This is a genomic window from bacterium, assembly GCA_020444065.1.
GTDB lineage: Bacteria > Sumerlaeota > Sumerlaeia > SLMS01 > JAHLLQ01 > JAHLLQ01.
Genome location: JAHLLQ010000007.1, coordinates 14,019 through 31,178, shown reverse-complemented (window position 1 = coordinate 31,178; position 17,160 = coordinate 14,019). Strand labels below are relative to the sequence as shown.

Genomic DNA, 17,160 nt, shown 5'->3' with positions numbered 1-17,160 from the left:
CTTCCAGCCAGCCTCCCCGTCGCCGGGCGCTGTGCTTGTTTCAAGATCGAGGCGCGCAAGGCGGCAGGCGAGGGAGCGTACTCCGGTACGTGACCGAGGCTCTCGATCGCCGCGCAACGAAGAGATTGGGACAATGAGAGCGCCCGGCGAGCGTCCGGCCAACTTCCGCTTGATGCTCTTCTCCCCCCCTCCGCACACCCTGGAACAGACCCTCCTCCAGAAAGCTCCCCATGTCCCTGCCCGCCCCTGCCCTCACACTTGCCGCGATCGGCGAATTGCACAGCATCGATCTCGCCGTCATCGCCGCGATCCTGCTCATCACGCTCGGCATCGGCGTCTTCTATAGCCGCCGCGCCCGGCAATCCACCGAGTCCTACTTCAAGACCGGCAGCGGGCTCCCCTGGTGGTTGCTCGGCACCTCGATCGTCGCGACCACGTTTGCCGCCGATACGCCGCTCGCGATCAGCGGCTTCGTCGCCACCGACGGCAACAGCGCCAACTGGTTCTGGTGGTGCCAGGTCCCCATGGTCATGGCCGGCGTGTTCTTCTTCGCCCACCTGTGGCGCCGCGCGAACCCCATGACAGACATGGAACTGATCGACCAGCGCTACTCCGGACGCGAGGCCGGCTTCCTGCGCGGGTTCAAGGCCCTCTACCTCGCCCTCCCCTACGGGTGCCTCGTCATGGGTTGGGTCAACAAAGCCATGGCCAAAGTCCTCGGCCTCGTCTTTCCCGACATTCCGCACATCCCGATTGTCGACTCCCTGATTCTCGCGCTGTTTCTCGGCACACCGCTCTCCAGCGGCATCTCGCCCGAGACCCGCGCTCTCATCGATACTGGCCAGGTCGATCCGCTCGTTGTCGTCGAAACACCGACAAGTGGACTAACCTTACAGAATGGCGCCATCTCATCCGAGACCTCGGAGGAACTCACAACCATTCGCCACTCCGTCAACGAGTACAAGATCCTCTTCGCCCTGTTCTTGCTCTGCCTGCTATATACAGTAATATCAGGCCTTTGGGGCGTCGTGGTGACAGATTTCTTCCAGTTCTGGATCGCCATGGGTGGCTGCGTGTTTCTGGCGGTGAAGGCGATCATGGCTTGCGGAGGGATGGAGTCCATGATGACCCGGCTGGCCGAGATCTATGGGCCCGACAAGGCTCTTTCCATGACAGCCATTCTCCCTCCGTTGAGCGGAGACGATTGGTTCTACGCCCTTGCGCGCTTCCTTCTCTATACAATGGTTGGTTGGTGGGCTGTTGGATTCACGGATGGCGGATCGTATCATGCGCAACGACTTCTCGCGGCCAAGAATGGGCGCCACGCAGCCCTCGGATACTTCTGGTTCGGGATTGCCAACTACGCCCTGCGCATGTGGCCGTGGATTCTGGTCGGAATCGCGGCCGCGGTCCTCTTCCCCTACATCCCCGGCGAGACCGACGCAGAGGCCGGATTCGTGAAGGTCATGCTCCAGGTCCTCGGCCCCGGTTGGCTCGGCCTCCTGGTCGCCACGTTCTTCAGCGCCTACATGTCCACCATCTCCACCCAACTGAATCTCGGCGCCAGCTACCTGGTGAACGATTTCTACAAGCCCTTCGTCGCTCGCGGCCGCAGTGACCGCCACTATCTTCGCGTCGGTATGGCGATGACAGCCGTGATGGCCCTGGCGGGGATCTTCGTCAGCCTCTTCCTCAGCTCCATCGCCGATGCCTGGCTGTTGCTCGGGGCGATGAACGCCGGCATCGGCGTGATTTACATCCTCCGGTGGTACTGGTGGCGGATCAGCGCCTGGAGCGAAATCGCCTGCTTGGGGGCCCTGATCGCCCTCTCTCCACTCACAGTCTTCTCCTCACGCTTTGTCCCATTCGTTCGCGGGATACTGGATGATCCGAATGCCCTGGCTGGGATCGAGCGCTACATGGTCTTCCCCTTCACTTTGCTCTATTCGCTGCCCATCTGCATCTCGGTGGCGCTACTTGTGACCATCCTGACGCGGCCGGTTGCGCGCGAGAAGCTCCGTGACTTCTACCTCCGAGTCCAACCTGGCGGTCCCGGGTGGCGGGCAATCGAGAGGGAAATCATGGTCGGGCGACCGAGCTTCGTCGCCGCCAGTCCCTTGACCAGGCGCAATTTCCTGAACTGGGGAATGTCCGTTGTTGCGATTTATAGTTTCCTCGTCGGCATCGGGAAACTCGTCATCGGCAATATCCCCGGCCAGGATTACGAGATACCGCAACGAGCAATTGGCCTGCTCCTTCTGCTCCTGGGAGGCGTTCTGACCTTCTGGCTGGTCCGATCCCTTAACAAACGAGACGACCTCGTCGAGGTCGTCTCGGATGAAGCTCTGGCCGATCAGGAGAACATCGCCTGATTTCTATTTTGCGTCTTCGGAAAGCAGACCCAAAGGAACAAAGAGTTCTCCGCCGCGATCGGTGAGCAACATCGTGCCTCGAAGCGGAAGGGGGATTGCGCTGCGTTCGAATACAAGTTCCACATCGCCATCCGGCAGCGGCGCCAGAGAGAAATAACCCATCTTGTCCGTTGTTGTTTTCAGCGTGGGTCCACCATGAATCGGAATGGCAGAAACCATTGTTCCAATCGCGGGATCCTCGTCGAGAAATACAAAACCGGAGACCGACTCGCCGCTCTTTCTTAATACCATTGGCGGCAGAACGGTCGCCGAGTTCTTATCTGCCAAACGAATTGTAGAACGCGCAACTTGATCCGAGGAGCTGATTGTCTCGGCCCGGTAGAAACGATTCGGTTCAAGACTATCAAAAACAACAACGCCGCCACTGTCGGTCCGTTCGTACCCGACGAGTTTTATCTTTCCTGATTCCTCGTCGTATTCATAAAGATAAACAAGAAGATCTCTTTGTGGCTGACCGAATTCGTCAACAACACGAGCACTGACAACCGCATCGCCTTCGCTGGGAAAAATGCCCTTTTCCAATTCGCCGCGAATCTCTCGGCGATAGTCATTCATAAATGCAAGAAACCGCAAAGGAGTCGGAGCGGGATTGCCATTCGCCTCATAGGCGGCGGTGTCTGAATTATAATTTCGCTCGGCCTGACTTGTCATTTGGCTGGGAAGGAAACGCGCATACTCCTGCCTCTCCCCCGCCGACATTTGCGACTCGTCGGAATGGAACAATCGAAAGAACAGCGCCCGCTCCTCCACCGTCGAAACCTGCTCCGAATCGACGGCCTGAAAATCCGGGTCTTCCATCATCACAACAACGATCTCGTCCGGATCGTTTAGCGCAACAAATGCTTGCCCGAGGTCGTTCGAGCGAACACTCTCCGTCCCTCCTTTTTCAAGCGTGACGGAGAACCGTACGCCCTCGAGCGGAGCGCCATCGAAGTTGTTTGCGGAGATCGCCAGTGTGGGGCTGGTTGGCGCCTCTGGCGCCTGGCCAAGTGCCACCGCCCCCAGCAGCAGCCAGAGCATCAGGAGCGGGGTATTGTGTCGGCCCCGAGTCATCATGAAAGAAGTGAAGGGCGATTCGAGCGAGGGGTCAACGTCATCCTCCAGAATGGGTGAGATTTCGCGCTCAGGCCAGTCAAGCAACCCTGCTTGACCGCAGCCAAGCCAAGCATTTTCAGTGGTCTGTGTCAGAATAGAATCAATGCCCCGATGATTCCGCAGCAGAGAATGACGGGGATCGGATTGACGTTGAAGTAGAGAAGCACCGCTGCCACCAGGGCGACCGAGATTCCGATGCTCATATGGGCAGAGCTTAGATCTGTCGGAACTACTCGTATCAGTGAATAGAGAATGAACCCGGCGGCGCCAAACCTGAGGCCGTTGATAAGGCCAATGAAAGACCGTCGCAGAACAGGCGAGATTTCCTCGTTGTTTTGGATATTGATGATCGCGCTGTAGAAGCCCATCAGGAGACCGATTCCAGGAAGGGAAATCCCTGCCGCGGCCAGCAGCGCCCCGAGCAGGCCGGCCTCCTGCCAGCCGATGTAGACGGCCATCTTGACTGCTGTGACGCCCGGCACAGCGTTCGTAACTGCAAATAATTCAGCGATCTTCTGCTGGTCGCCGCCGAGCCAGCCGTTGTTCATGCATTGATCTTCGATCAAAGGGTAAAGGGCAGACCCACCTCCCCACCCGAAGATTCCGACCTTTAGAAATGCCCAGAAGAGTTGGAAGTAGATCATAGCAGCTTCCTTGCGTGAACTGGCGACGGGGCGCCGTGCGAAGCAATAGAGGGTGCTTTAATCGCCCGGGAACGGCAAGAGAAAGTCGCTTTGAGGGTCGGCGCAACGGCTTTGCGCTTGACGTTCCAACACGTTCCGCAAGTGGATGAGACGGAAGTGAACGAAACTCGCGGGATAGACGCTATGGAACCAGAGAATGTTTCACGTGAAACATTGCCCACCCCGACGGCAGGTGTTTCACGTGAAACACACCGAATCGCCGTCATTAACCAAAAGGGGGGTGTCGGCAAGACAACAACGGCCGTCAGCCTGGCCTCCGATCTGATCGGCCGGGGCTACAAAGTCCTTCTGATCGACCTGGACCCTCAGGGCAATGCAACCACCGCCCTTGGAGTCGATCGATACCAGGAAGACTTGACGACCTCCTACGAGCTCCTCTTCGAGCCCGGCAACAGTCACAGGCCCATGCCCCTCGCCCCCCCTCTCCCCCACCTGTTTCCGGGCAATATCGCCCTGATTCGGGCTGACTTAGATCTTCTGAACCACGGAGAAGACCGTGAATCGATGCTGAAACGGGCCCTGGAGCCCGTTTCCAAGCAATATGACGTCGTGATCTTCGATTCGCCACCATCCCTTGGCCTGGTGACGCTGAACATTCTCCTGGCCAGTGACTCCGTCCTGATTCCGATCCAGTCCGAGTATCTAGCCCTCGAGGGTCTTTCGATGCTTCTGGATACTCTCTCGGAAATCCGCGAGGCGCACCATCCCGCCCTCAAGATTCTTGGTTGTCTGATCACCATGACGGATCTGCGGACGAATCTCTCGCAGCAAGTTGTCGCGGATGTCCGCCAGCACCTGGGCGACCTGGTGTTTGATACCATGATTCCACGAACGGTCCGCCTGAGCGAATGCCCCTCCCACGGGCAGACGATCTTCCAGTACGAACGGTGGGGGATTGGCTCCAGGGCCTACGAAAACCTCACAAACGAGGTCTTGAAGCGCCTCGGAATGCCGTTGAGACAAGAAGAGGAGGCCTGATCCCATGTCCAGTCGCCGAAAACAAGCCCTTGGAAAGGGCCTTGGAGCCCTGCTCGGCTCAGCCCGCCATACGGAGGCGCCGGAGTTGATGGAATCCCTGGCCTCCGCCGAAGACACCGAACCGACGGAGAAAGCCGGAGGAGAATCCCTCCTGATGCTCAACCCGTCGGATATCGTCCCCAACCCTCGCCAGCCCAGAAAGAACTTCGACCAAGAGAAACTTCAGGAGCTGGCTGATTCGATTCACCATCATGGCATTCTCCAGCCCGTCCTGGTGATCCTGGGTGATGAAGATTCGAAGTACACCCTCCTGGCGGGGGAGAGACGGCTGCGGGCGGCGGAGCTCGCAGGCCTCGAACAAGTTCCGGCCCGCCTCGTTCAGGCTGACGAATCGAAGAAGCTGGAATTGGCCATCATTGAGAATGTCCATCGCGACGATCTGAATCCGGTTGAAGAGGCGCTCGCCTACCAATCCCTGGCAAACTCCTTTGGTTACACGCAGGAAGAGACGTCCAAGAGAGTCGGCAAGTCGCGCGTAGCAATCGCCAACTCATTGAGATTGCTGAAGTTACCGGAGCCCTGCCTTCAAGATCTCCACACGGGGGCCATCACGGCGGGGCATGCTCGGGCGATCCTGATGCTTGCCCATCCAACCCAGCAGGAGCAGTTGAGGAAGGACATCAATGCCAAAGGGCTGTCCGTTCGTGAGGCCGAGAGCCGTGCTAAACGCCTGTTGAAAGGCGTGGCAACTGGGGGCGGACAAGGGAAGAAATCTTCCGACGGCGAACAGCAAAGTCTTGACGTTCTTCAGCTTCAGGAGAAATTACTCGTGCGATTGGGGTGCAAAGTCCACCTCCGTCAGACGTCTGCCAAGAGCGGGTCGATCACGATCCGCTATGAGAACCTCGACGACCTGGATCGCATCCTGGACATTCTAGAAGTTCGCATAGACGACTGATCTCTCAGGACTTGGGCGCCCCGCGACTTATCGCTCAACGCGAGGGCAACCGCTGTGTCCGTAATCGTCCCGTCCCTGCTCCTCGCCCGTTTCGAAATCGGCGTCAATCTCGGCGAAGCCATCGCAGAGAGCGACCTGATCGGAATGGGCTGCCTGCTGATCCTCTTCATTCTGTCCCTGTGGAGCGGCTACTACATCTTCTCCAAGTTCCGGCAGATCCGAATCGCCAAGCTGGAATCGGAGGAATTCATCTCCGAATGTATGGAGGGCCACAAGTCTCTCCAGGAGATTTACCGCCTTGCCCAGGAGTACAAACACAGCCCGCTGGCGGCTCTCTTGCGCGAATCCTACTATGAGTATGAGGTCGAGACCAAGAACACGATCTCGGCCGGCTTGTCTCTCGAGCACCGAATCCAACTGGGGAAGACCAGCGTGGAGAGCGCGCTGGAGCGGACGATTGCAGCGGAGATGCGCCGGCTCGAGGACCGTCTGGTCACTCTGGCGACGGCATCATCACTGGCTCCTTTCATTGGGTTGTTCGGAACTGTGTGGGGCGTCCTGGGGTCCTTCCAGGCTCTAGGCCGCGAGGGAAACGCAGCACTGGCGACTCTGGCTCCGGGAATTTCGACGGCGCTGATCACGACGGTATTCGGCCTGGTGGTCGCGATTCCGTCTGCTGCCATGTACAATTACTTGTCATCGAGCATCGCTCACTTGGCCAGCCAAATGGACTCTTTTGCCCACGAGCTGACCAACGTCTTCCAGAAACACTTCCTTCAGAGGGAGTAACCAATGAGACGTCATCGCGTGGTCTCGAAGCCACAGGCAAACATCAATATTACGTCCCTGCTGGATATTGTGTTCGTGCTGCTGATCGCGTTCATGATCGTGGCTCCCGCGCTGAAGTACGGTGTGGAGTTGGAACTACCTAAGGTAGAAAAAGCTCCCCAACTCAAACAAAACCAGCCGATTACGCTTTCGATAACCCAGGGAGCGCTGGGGCCGGACATCCGGGTGAACGGACAAGTTTCATCGCTTGACGACCTCGTAGGCGACATTGAGCGGCTCCGTACCGATGATCCAGACCGCCCGGTTGCGATCGAGGCTGATCGCGGCGTCGATTGGGAGCAGATGACCCGCGTTGTAGCGGCACTCCAGAACGGTTCTGTGGGAAACATCGGAATCGTCACAGATCCTTTGGACTGACGAATCATGGGCTTTGGCGACAAGTTGTTTGGCTTGGCGGGAACGCTGCTTCTCCACACAATCATCATTGTGGCGATTGCCTTCTTTGCGATCCACAACAAGCCGAAGTCTCTCCTTGGAAGCCCCGACTCGAAGCCCGTGGAGGTCGCGCTCCTGAAGGATCCCCCCGCTCCCAAACCTGAACCAAAGCGGGCCGACCCTCCGAAGCCAAAGCCGACTCCGAGAGCCACGCCAAAGCCGGAGCCACCCAAGCCTCAACCGGAGAAGAAGATCGAAGTGCCTAAGGAGACCCCCAAGGCAACTCCCCAGCCCACACCGCGCCCGACTCCGAAGAAAACGCCGAAGCCGACGCCGAAGAGGACTCCGAGGCCTGAGCCGACCCCACGAAAGACTCCGAGGCCGACTCCCGCGAAGACGCCGGAGCCCAAGAGGGAAGAGGAACTCTCGCGCGAGGATTTCCAGAAGTTGTACGACAAGTGGAACATCGAGAAGGGCACGAAGAGCACGACCCAGCAGAAGTCTGAGCCGAAGCCAACAGCCAAACCAACCAAGGACGCGGACCCCGATGAAACGACAGTCGGGCAAGCGACGTTGCGAGGCGCGGGGCTTCCGGACAGCTACGCGAAGGGCGCGTTGGCGCATGTCGGGCGGTATTTCGTTGTCCCGCCGGAGCAGCGCCGGGATGCCACAGCGATCGTTCAGTTTACAATCCTGCGATCCGGCGAGTTGACGAACATCAAGGTGCGGAAGAGTTCCGGGAATGCGAACTTGGACGCCCTTGCGCTGAAGGCCTTGAAGTCGGCCAAGCGGTTCTCGCCCCTGCCGGATAGTATCCGCAAAGACCGCGTCGACACGGAAATTGTCTTTTCATTTACGCGCTAGCGCGCTTCCCGAAACAATCAGATCGTCTCGAAGTCTGCCCCTGCCATTGAATCGAGGAGATCGACCCATTCGGCGGCGGTCTGAATGCGCGATTCAGGATTAGGATCGAGCGCCGAGTGCAGGGCATCGCAGAAGGATTTCTCTATATCAAAACGGTAGTATGTGAGCGGTGTGATTTTGCCCTCGCGCATGTTTTGATAGAGTTCTGTAATCTTTGATCCGGAGTATGGAAAGTGTCCTCTCGATAACAAGACATACGCCGTGACGGCAAATGCCCACAGGTCAACCGCACCGGAAGTAGAACTGGAGAACAGGGCTTCCGGCGGAAGAAAACGAATACTCCCCAATGCCGTATTAGTCGCCGTCAGTCGTTCGCCGCCTTCTTCAATTGCGGCAATTCCGAAATCTACAATCCACGTTTCGTCTTTGTGTTCATCAATTAATATATTCGCCGGCTTGATGTCGCGATGTATAATTCCGTGGCGTTCTGTGCCGTCGTCGTCGGTCCATTTGAATTCGTGGGCGTATTGCAGCGTACGCGCGATTTGATATAAGTACTTCAGCGCGGGCTGAGGCTCAATCATCTGATTGCGAAATATAAAACGTTCGAGCGATCCGCCGTCAATATAGTCCATTACGAGAAAGAGATAATCGCGGTCGGGATCGTCGCCCCAATCGTAAACCTTCACAACGCCTGGAATATCCGCTTCGCTGAGAAGGTGCATCAACTTCGCCTCGCGGCGGAAGCGACGGATGAGCTTCAGGCGTTCTTCAATTTCCAGATTCCCGAGCGTGAGAAGATCGGGGTGTAGCAGTTTTACCGCTACGGCATCCTTCTCCTCGTCGATGGGGGAGGCGCGCCAGACTTCGCCGTACCCGCCCGCGCCGATCTTCTTGTATCGCCTGTAGGTTCCGAGGAAGGGCTCGGAGAAGGCGAGCGGGAAGTGGGTGGATTCTTTCTTATGAAACTTCAGGTAGGTGGCTTCGCTGCCGGTGACACGCGGGGTCGGCCAGGTAATGACGACGCAGGAGTTGGGCGAGCCGAGGGAGATCTTATCCCCGCGGTCGAGTTGCGCCGGTTCGTGGACCAGGTTGCCGTTGATATAGGAGCCATGCTTGCTGCCGGCATCTTCGTACATCCAGCGGCCATCGTCCCCGCGGACGAGCTTGCCGTGGATGCGAGAAATGTGCGGGTGGTTGGCGGGGTCGAATGGAACGTCGCAAGACAGGGAGCGGCCGATGGTGACCTCATCCTGGTCGAGGACGAGCGACAAGGGTTCTCCAGACATCTGCAATATGGTTATACAGATGGGTGGTCTTGAATCGATCATCTTGGGAACTTGTTCCGGTGTGTCCATGGCTCCGAATCTTTGTCCGAAGCGATCTTGATGGCAAGCAGAAGAGAAAGCGGTTAAGCCGCCGTGTTTGCTGGATTCTGGAGCGGTCCAATCGCTCTAACTGGGTCATTCCGCGGGGTTTGCCTTGACCATGGGGGGGTGCAGATCAACCGTCTTGCCGCTCGGCAGGCGGGGGAGAGGCTTTCGACTGCCGCAAACTCAGTAAGCCGGATTCCCCGGCGAAAGGATGATGGGCCATGCCGATGGTACCGATGAAGCAGATTCTCGACGAGGCCGCCAAGGGAGGCTATGGCGTCGGGGCATTCAACGTGAACAACATGGAGCAGATCCAGGCGATCATGCGCGCGGCTGAAGAGCTGAACGCGCCGGTGATCCTTCAGGCCAGCCGCGGTGCTCTGAAGTACGCCGACATGATCTATCTGAAGAAGCTGATGGAAGGCGCCGTGATCCGGCACCCGGACGTCAAGGTTGCCCTTCACCTGGACCACGGCAACTCTCCCGAGACCTGCAAGCAGGCGATCGAACTGGGTTTCACGTCCGTGATGATGGACGGTTCGCTGATGCCAGACGGCAAGTCCGTGGCATCCTATGAATATAATGTCGAAACGACCGCGGAAGTGGTCGAGATGGCTCACAAGCACGGCGTGACGGTCGAGGGCGAGCTTGGTTGCCTGGGCGGCATCGAAGACGGCCACGGCGCAGGCATCGATATCGAAGATGAGTCTCACCTGACGGATCCGAACCAGGCCGTCGAATTTGTCCAGAAGACGGGCATCGACTGCCTCGCGGTCGCGATCGGCACGAGCCACGGCGCTTACAAGACGATGCGCTACGACAAGGACGGCAATGCTCTTCCCCCGCGCCTGGCGCTGGACCGCATCGAGCAGATCGAGAAGAACCTCGAGGCCGCCGGCTATCCGAGCTACCCGCTGGTCATGCACGGCAGTTCCTCGGTTCCGCAGGAACTGATCGCCGCGATCAACAAGTACGGTGGCAAGATGAAGGCCGCCATGGGCATCCCGATGACGGACATCCAGTTCGGCATCAAGCGCGGCGTGCGCAAGATCAACGTGGACACGGACGGCCGCCTGGCGATGACCGCCGCGGTCCGCAAGGTGTTCATGGAGACGCCGGACAAGTTCGACCCGCGCGATTGGCTGAAGCCCGCCCGCGAGTCCCTTTACGAGCTCATCAAGGGCAAGATCAACGACTTCGGCCAGGCCGGTCACGGCGGCGACTACGCGCCCATGACCATCGAGGACATGGCTGCGAAGTACTGAGAAAGTGGCAAGTGGCCAGTGACTGATGGCTGATAGACTACTCGGGCTGGTTGGATCCGTGAATCGGGTCCGACCGGCCCGTTTTTTCTGGGGCGGAGCTCTGAGGAGTTCCGATTGACCCGGCCGGGGCAGGGTGCTGGAAGTGTCACGGGTTTTGCAGAAGGCCTGGGCTAAGTGGCGCGAGATGCGCCAGAATTTCGCAAACTTTTCACAATTTAATAAGGTTTCATCACGAGAGGAGTACTCCGATGACAATGATTGAGTCCGTTCTGGCTCGGGAGGTTCTGGATTCCCGCGGCAACCCGACGGTGGAGGTTGAGGTCCTGCTGGAGAGTGGCGCTTTGGGCCGCGCAATGGTGCCGAGCGGCGCTTCGACGGGGGAGAATGAAGCCCTCGAGTTGCGCGACGGCGACAAGGGCCGTTACCTGGGCAAGGGCGTCCTGAAGGCTGTCAACAATGTGAACGAGCGGATTGCGCCGGAAGTCCTTGGACTCGACGCGACCGAGCAGGTCGAGGTGGACCAGACGATGCTGGCCCTCGACGGCACAGAGACGAAGAGCGAGCTGGGCGCGAACGCCATCCTCGGCGTTTCGATGGCCGTGGCACGCGCAGCGGCGGAGGCTGTCGGCCTTCCGCTGTACCAGTACATCGGCGGCGTGAATGCGAAGACGTTGCCGGTTCCGATGATGAACATCCTGAATGGTGGTGCCCACGCGGACAACACGGTGGACTTCCAGGAATTCATGATTATGCCGGTCGGCGCCCCGACGTTCCGCGAGGCGCTGCGCATGGGCGCTGAGACGTTCCACGCGCTGAAGTCGGTGCTGAAGGCCAAGGGCCTGAACACGAGCGTCGGCGACGAGGGCGGCTTCGCCCCGAACCTGTCGACGGTCGAGGAGACGCTGGACACGATCGTGTCGGCGATCGAGAAGGCGGGCTACAAGCCCGGCGCCGATATCCGCATCGCGCTCGATGTCGCTTCTTCCGAATTCTACGACAAGTCGAAGAAGAAGTACGTCTTCAAGAAGTCGACGAAGGAAGAGAAGACGAGCGAGGAGATGGTGGACCTGTACGAGAAGCTGATCAGCGCGTATCCGATCGTCTCGATCGAAGACGGCTGCGACGAAGGCGACTGGGATGGCTGGAAGCTGATGACCGATCGCCTTGGCAAGAAGGTCCAGTTGGTGGGCGACGATGTGTTCGTGACGAACACGAAGTTCCTGGCCAAGGGCATCGACACGGGCTGTGCGAACTCGATCCTGGTGAAGGTGAACCAGATCGGTACGATCACGGAGACGCTGGACGCCATCGAGATGGCGAAGCTGGCGGGCTACACGGCAGTGATCTCGCACCGTAGCGGCGAGACGGAAGACTCGACGATCGCGGACATCGCGGTGGCCACGAACGCCGGCCAGATCAAGACCGGTTCGGCCAGCCGCAGCGACCGTATTGCCAAGTACAACCAGTTGCTTCGCATCGAAGACGAGTTGATGGAGTCCGCGAAGTATCCTGGCATGAAGGCCTTCTACAATATGCGGTAAGCAGGCTGAGTGGGGAGACGGAGTGAAGGACCGCTCGCATCGGAAACGGTGCGGGCGGTTTTCTTTTTTGGGGGAGCGCCGAGGGGGGCGTCCTGTGACCTTGACGTTTCTTGGGATTTGGGGAGGATGGGGGGTGCGCACTCTCGTGGGACAAGAGCATGGCTTCTGAAAACGAATATCCGCCTTTCGATCCGTCTGCGGTCGAGGCAACGCCTGCCGAGCGCAAGTCGCCGGCACGGGGAAGCATGCGCCGTCGGATGATGGCGATCGTTCTGGCGCTGACGACGATTCCGATGCTGCTGGCGCTGACTTTGTCGTGGTTCGCGGCATCCGGGGCGGTGCGTTACACGGTTCGCAATCAATCGACGGCGATGGCAGAACGGATGGCCGGTGCGCTGGATCGTGAGGTGAATGCGCGTGTGGATGCGCTGCGCGTTGCGGCGAGCGATCCAGAGTTGGCGGAGAATCTGGTCGATTTTGCGGAGGGGGAAGGCCAGGAGGCGCTGCCGGGGACGGTCTATGAATTGGGCCGCGGGCTGTCCGCCGAGGAGTCTCCGCTGGATACGGCGCGGTTTTTCCTGTTGGCCAGCGGCGGGCGAATTATCGGCGAACTTGCGGGCAATCGCATCATTTCTGCGACAGAGATTCCGCCGGGTCTGGCGGGTGCGCCACTGCTGTCGGCGATGGCCTCGACGTCGCCGGATTCGTTGTTTGCCGGCGAGGTGCTGGGGTCGACACAGGGCGATGTGCGGCTGCTGGTGGGGCAGGAGCTGACTCCGCCGCGGGAGACGCTGGTGGAGGAGAATGGGGAAGAGGGAGAGCCGGCGACACACTTCTACCTGGTCGCGTCGTTCCCATTGGCGCCGGTTCTGGAAGAAATAGAGGACGTGAACCCGAGTCTCGGCCAGCGGCTGATCGTGCTGTCGGAAACGCGTGGCGTCGTGTATTCGCCGGTCCGGGAGGAGGAGCTGGAGGAGTCGATCGGCGAGATGCGGGACACGTTTTTCGGCGGGATGATGGACGGTTTCGAGACACCTGCGGTCGGGACTCGGCGCCTGGGCGTGGCGTTCAGCCAGTTACGATCATTCCAGAAGCTAGCGCCGGATCCGTTGCCGCAGGTGAAGTGGGCCGTTTTGCAGATTGTTGATTTGGATGAAGTTGCGTCGCCGGTCAACCAGGCGCTGTGGATGATGGTTCTGATGGCGCTGGTGATGACGGTGCTGGCGATCGTATTGGCGTACTGGCTGTCGGATAGGTTGGTGAGACCGCTGATGCGGGTCACGCAGGGGGTTCAGCGGTTCGCGATGGGCGAGCTCGACTATCGCCTGGACGTGCGTTCGGGGGACGAGATCGAGGTGCTGGCGGATGCGGCTAACGACATGGCGGCGTCGCTGCTGCGGTCGTACCAGGATCTGGGCCGGCGGCTGTTGGAGTTGGACGAGAAGGCTCGCCAATTGGAGCTGATTCACTCGATCAGCCAGTCGGTGAACCAGGCGTTGGAGCTGGACGAGTTGTTCCTGCGCGTGACGAAGGAAATCCTGGAGCAGATCCCGTGCGATCGGCTGTCGCTGAGCCTGATTCAGGAAGATACCGGGGCGCTGGCACTGGCATATGTTTATCCGGAGATGCGCGAGGATTTGCCGCTGGGAACGGAAGTCCCGTGGGAGCGCAGCGTGATCGCGAAGGCCATCACGGACCGGCTGGTGACGGTGCGGCGCCTGCGAATGGAGAAGCCGTACTTCGAGGATAACACGCTGATTCCATTGGGGATGAAGTCGCTTTGCGTTGTGCCGTTGATGGGCGGGGCGGGGCCGATCGGGTCGCTGAACCTGGCCAGCTCGGACGAGGGGCGTTTCACGAAGGGCGAGGTGCGAATGCTGGAACGCATCGGCGAGAACCTGGCGATCGCGATCGAGCATTCACGGCTCTACACGCGGGTCAGCCGGTTTGCGACGGAGTTGGAGGAGACGGTCGAAGAGCGGACCCAGGAGCTGAAGAAGGCCCAGGCGAAGTTGCTGCAGACGGAGAAGTTTGCGGCGGCGGGCTCGATGGCAGCGAACATCGCGCACGAGGTGAATAACCCGCTCTCGATCATCAAGAATTATATCAAGATCCTGCGGGGACAGATTGCGCGCGTGTCGAGCGAATTGGACGAAGGCCCCGGGGTGCAGTCGACTCTGGATGTGATCACGGAGGAGATCGATCGGATCGCGCGAATTGTCTCGCAACTGCGACAAGTCAGCACACCCAGCCGGCCGCGGTATGCCACGGTGGACATCCGCCAGGAGATTCGGACGTTGATCGAGCTGTTCTACGGGACGCTGAAGAAGCACTCGGTTTCGATCGATTTTGAGGAAGACCCGGCGCTGGTGGAGGTGCGGTTGTGCAGCGACTACTTCCGCCAGATCATGATCAACCTGATACGCAACTCGATCGATGCGCTGGACAGCGGCGGGAAGATCGTTATTCGGACAAGGGCTGGGTTGGAACACGAGCAGTTGTTCTGCGTGGAAGTGATCGATAGCGGGATGGGCATTCCGGAGGAGAATCTGGGCATGATCTTCGATCCGTTCTTTACGACAAAGACCGAGGGGAAGGGGACGGGTCTGGGCTTGTCTGTGTCCTTCGGCCTGGCGCAAACCATGGGAGGTACGCTGGAGGCGGAGAGCAAAGTCGGCGTTGGAACGACGATGAGACTGATGCTTCCCTTGACCCCGGCGGACGAGCAGGAGGAATCGGAGAGCCCGCAGGCGGGAGCCGGTTCGCCCGAGCAAGCCATCCGGAGGCGTGGGAAGAAGATCATTATCGGATGATAGGTGCCTGTTCCAGAATTTCCCCGATATCCCGATCCGCCTCACCGAGAACTGAATGCCCGTAATCATGACCAAGCGTTTTCCTATTCTTGCCATCAGATCGTGGTCCGATCTGAAGGTTTTCCTTCGTCATTGGACCCAGACGTCGGAGGGCGGCTATCTGCTGATGCTGTCGGTGGTGGTCGGTCTTCTGATGGGTGTGGTATCGACGATTTTCCGTTGGGTGCTGCTGCAAAGCCACGAGTTCTTCTTCGGGGACGATGCCTCGCTGTTCCGTTTCAAGGATTTCGGGGCGCATCGCGGGGAGGTACTGCTCCAGGCGGCACTGCCGGCAATTGGCGGCCTGGTTGTGGGGCTGCTGATTTACAAGCTCCTGCATCTACGCGGCGGGCACGGCGTGCCGAGCGTGATGAAGGCGGTGGCGACGGGTCAGATCAACCTGCAGCCATCGATGGCGATCAAGTCGGCAACGTCGCCGCTGACGATCGCTTCAGGGGGTTCGGCCGGGCCTGAGGGTCCGATCATCGAGATCGGATCGGTGGTGGGGTCGCTGGTCGGAACACGGGGCCATGTGCGCAAAGAGCAGGTTGGGACGTTGATCGGATGCGGGTCGGCGGCGGGGCTGGCGGCCGTGTTCAATGCGCCGATCGGGGGGGTGATCTTCTCCCTCGAGCTGATCATGCGGGACTTCAACGTGCGGAAGTTCGCCCCGGTGGTCGTGGCGGCTGTTGTGGCGTCGGTCGTTTCGAGCGCGCTGATGCCGAATGATCCGGCGTTCGAGCAACTGAGCCGGAACAGCCTGGAGACGATTCAGCCAAGCCTGCTGCTGGTGCTGCAGTTCGCCGTTCTGGGCGTGATCTGTGGAATCGTGGGGGCGCTGCTGACGACGGCGCTGTATTGGATGCACGACGTGTTCTCGGCGATTAAGGTCCCACTGTGGGCGAAGCCGGCCATCGGTGGATTGCTGGTCGGCATCATCGGCCTGCAGGCGCCGGGAGTGTTGGGTGAGGGCTACGAAACGGTAAACAAGCTGGTGCTGGCGTCGAGTTCGCGCCCGGAGATCGTCCGGACAGTGGTCCTGTCGCTGATTCTGATCTGTGGGCTGAAGATCGTGGCGACGAGCCTGACGCTGGGTAGCGGCGGTACGGGCGGTTCGTTTGCTCCGGCGATGATCGCGGGCGCGTTCCTGGGCGGGGCGTTCGGTCTTGTGGTGGACAAGATGATGCCGACGTGGTCGCCGGACTTCCGCGTGTTCGCGATGGTGGGCATGGCGGGAGTTGTGAGCAGCGCGATCGGGACACCCCTGGCAGCGATGCTGATTCTGTACGAGGTGGCCGGCGCGCACTATCAACTGGTGCTGCCGCTGATGATCACGGTGGCGATCAGCTCGCTGGTGACGTCGAGCCTGCGAAAGGGCTCGGTGTACACGCTGTCATTGCTGCGCGATGGGTTCGACGTGGAGGAAACGAGCGTCCGACGCGATCCGTTGCTGCGAATTCCCATCGGCGATATCATGAAGAAGGAGTTCGTGAATCTGCGCCAGGAGAATACGCTGGATCACATCCTGGATCTGCTGGGGTCGACGGATGACGATGCGTTCGTGGTGACGAACTCGAAGGGCGTTCTGCAAGGCATCGTCTCGACCACGGACCTCCGTACAGTGCTGAATCTCGGCGAGTTAGGCGAAGCGGTGCTGATCGCTCAGGATGTGGCAGATCCGAATCCGCCGTACCTGCTGCCGGATTCACCGGCGAGCCAGGCGATTGAGATTTTCGGTTCGAGCGACAGCGAAGGCATCGCGATCGTGAACAACCTGGAGGAACGCCGGGTGGTGGGCGTGGTCTATCGCGGCCAGGTGTTGAAGGCTTATCGGAAGGTCATACGGGAATAAGGCGTCTGGCACTCCATCCTTG

General features: G+C 59.5%; 13 protein-coding genes. 10 read left to right on the top strand and 3 right to left on the bottom strand.

The window, feature by feature from the left end:
* Positions 1-230 precede the first annotated feature (230 nt).
* Positions 231-2,372 (top strand): Na+:solute symporter, encoded by a 2,142-nt coding sequence (locus tag KQI84_15940; protein MCB2156365.1) that lies wholly within the window; start codon positions 231-233, stop codon positions 2,370-2,372.
* 3 nt (positions 2,373-2,375) lie between these two features.
* Here KQI84_15940 and KQI84_15935 read toward each other — a convergent pair whose 3' ends face one another.
* Together KQI84_15935 and KQI84_15930 are read right to left on the bottom strand one after the other, a co-directional pair.
* Positions 2,376-3,236, bottom strand: a complete 861-nt coding sequence (locus tag KQI84_15935) for a carboxypeptidase-like regulatory domain-containing protein (GenBank protein MCB2156364.1) — start codon at positions 3,234-3,236, stop codon at positions 2,376-2,378.
* 380 nt (positions 3,237-3,616) lie between these two features.
* Positions 3,617-4,171, bottom strand: coding sequence for a chromate transporter (locus tag KQI84_15930; GenBank protein MCB2156363.1), 555 nt, complete (start codon positions 4,169-4,171; stop codon positions 3,617-3,619).
* A gap of 183 nt (positions 4,172-4,354) precedes the next feature.
* Here KQI84_15930 and KQI84_15925 point away from each other — a divergent pair, with 183 nt between their 5' ends.
* The 5 genes from KQI84_15925 to KQI84_15905 are packed head-to-tail and all read left to right on the top strand — an operon-like array spanning position 4,355 to position 8,255.
* Positions 4,355-5,209, top strand: a complete 855-nt coding sequence (locus tag KQI84_15925; protein MCB2156362.1) for a ParA family protein — start codon at positions 4,355-4,357, stop codon at positions 5,207-5,209.
* Positions 5,210-5,213: 4 nt separating this feature from the next.
* Positions 5,214-6,167 carry a ParB/RepB/Spo0J family partition protein gene (locus KQI84_15920; GenBank protein ID MCB2156361.1) on the top strand — a complete coding sequence of 318 codons (954 nt, stop codon included), beginning with the start codon at positions 5,214-5,216 and terminating at the stop codon, positions 6,165-6,167.
* A 54-nt stretch (positions 6,168-6,221) separates the two neighbouring features.
* On the top strand, positions 6,222-6,956 hold the full coding sequence (locus tag KQI84_15915; GenBank protein ID MCB2156360.1) for a MotA/TolQ/ExbB proton channel family protein: 735 nt from the start codon (positions 6,222-6,224) through the stop codon (positions 6,954-6,956).
* 3 nt (positions 6,957-6,959) lie between these two features.
* Positions 6,960-7,373, top strand: coding sequence for a biopolymer transporter ExbD (locus tag KQI84_15910; GenBank protein ID MCB2156359.1), 414 nt, complete (start codon positions 6,960-6,962; stop codon positions 7,371-7,373).
* A 6-nt stretch (positions 7,374-7,379) separates the two neighbouring features.
* Complete coding sequence (locus KQI84_15905; GenBank protein MCB2156358.1) at positions 7,380-8,255, top strand: TonB family protein; 876 nt, start codon at positions 7,380-7,382, stop codon at positions 8,253-8,255.
* A 17-nt stretch (positions 8,256-8,272) separates the two neighbouring features.
* Here KQI84_15905 and KQI84_15900 read toward each other — a convergent pair whose 3' ends face one another.
* The gene (locus KQI84_15900; protein MCB2156357.1) at positions 8,273-9,529 is read right to left on the bottom strand and encodes a protein kinase; all 1,257 of its coding nucleotides are present in this window, start codon (positions 9,527-9,529) and stop codon (positions 8,273-8,275) included.
* 320 nt (positions 9,530-9,849) lie between these two features.
* Between KQI84_15900 and KQI84_15895 the strand changes: the two genes are divergently transcribed.
* The 4 genes from KQI84_15895 to KQI84_15880 all read left to right on the top strand — a co-directional run bounded on the left by KQI84_15895 (position 9,850) and on the right by KQI84_15880 (position 17,138).
* On the top strand, positions 9,850-10,893 hold the full coding sequence (locus KQI84_15895) for a ketose-bisphosphate aldolase (protein MCB2156356.1): 1,044 nt from the start codon (positions 9,850-9,852) through the stop codon (positions 10,891-10,893).
* Between the two features lie 248 nt (positions 10,894-11,141).
* Positions 11,142-12,434, top strand: coding sequence for a phosphopyruvate hydratase (gene eno, locus KQI84_15890; GenBank protein ID MCB2156355.1), 1,293 nt, complete (start codon positions 11,142-11,144; stop codon positions 12,432-12,434).
* A 158-nt stretch (positions 12,435-12,592) separates the two neighbouring features.
* Entirely contained in the window at positions 12,593-15,247 is a 2,655-nt protein-coding gene (locus tag KQI84_15885; protein ID MCB2156354.1) for a GAF domain-containing protein, read from the top strand.
* 67 nt (positions 15,248-15,314) lie between these two features.
* Positions 15,315-17,138: a chloride channel protein gene (locus KQI84_15880; GenBank protein ID MCB2156353.1), complete on the top strand. Its 1,824-nt coding sequence runs from the start codon at positions 15,315-15,317 to the stop codon at positions 17,136-17,138.
* The last annotated feature ends 22 nt before the right edge of the window (positions 17,139-17,160 follow it).

Excerpts from the sequence above, each read along its gene's own strand:
- eno (MCB2156355.1), top strand. The coding sequence starts at position 11,142 with ATGACAATGATTGAGTCCGTTCTGGCTCGGGAGGTTCTGGATTCCCGC.
- KQI84_15880 (MCB2156353.1), top strand. The coding sequence starts at position 15,315 with ATGACCAAGCGTTTTCCTATTCTTGCCATCAGATCGTGGTCCGATCTG.
- KQI84_15940 (MCB2156365.1), top strand. The coding sequence starts at position 231 with ATGTCCCTGCCCGCCCCTGCCCTCACACTTGCCGCGATCGGCGAATTG.
- KQI84_15905 (MCB2156358.1), top strand. The coding sequence starts at position 7,380 with ATGGGCTTTGGCGACAAGTTGTTTGGCTTGGCGGGAACGCTGCTTCTC.
- KQI84_15910 (MCB2156359.1), top strand. The coding sequence starts at position 6,960 with ATGAGACGTCATCGCGTGGTCTCGAAGCCACAGGCAAACATCAATATT.
- KQI84_15930 (MCB2156363.1), bottom strand. The coding sequence starts at position 4,171 with ATGATCTACTTCCAACTCTTCTGGGCATTTCTAAAGGTCGGAATCTTC.
- KQI84_15895 (MCB2156356.1), top strand. The coding sequence starts at position 9,850 with ATGCCGATGGTACCGATGAAGCAGATTCTCGACGAGGCCGCCAAGGGA.
- KQI84_15920 (MCB2156361.1), top strand. The coding sequence starts at position 5,214 with ATGTCCAGTCGCCGAAAACAAGCCCTTGGAAAGGGCCTTGGAGCCCTG.
- KQI84_15925 (MCB2156362.1), top strand. The coding sequence starts at position 4,355 with ATGGAACCAGAGAATGTTTCACGTGAAACATTGCCCACCCCGACGGCA.
- KQI84_15885 (MCB2156354.1), top strand. The coding sequence starts at position 12,593 with ATGGCTTCTGAAAACGAATATCCGCCTTTCGATCCGTCTGCGGTCGAG.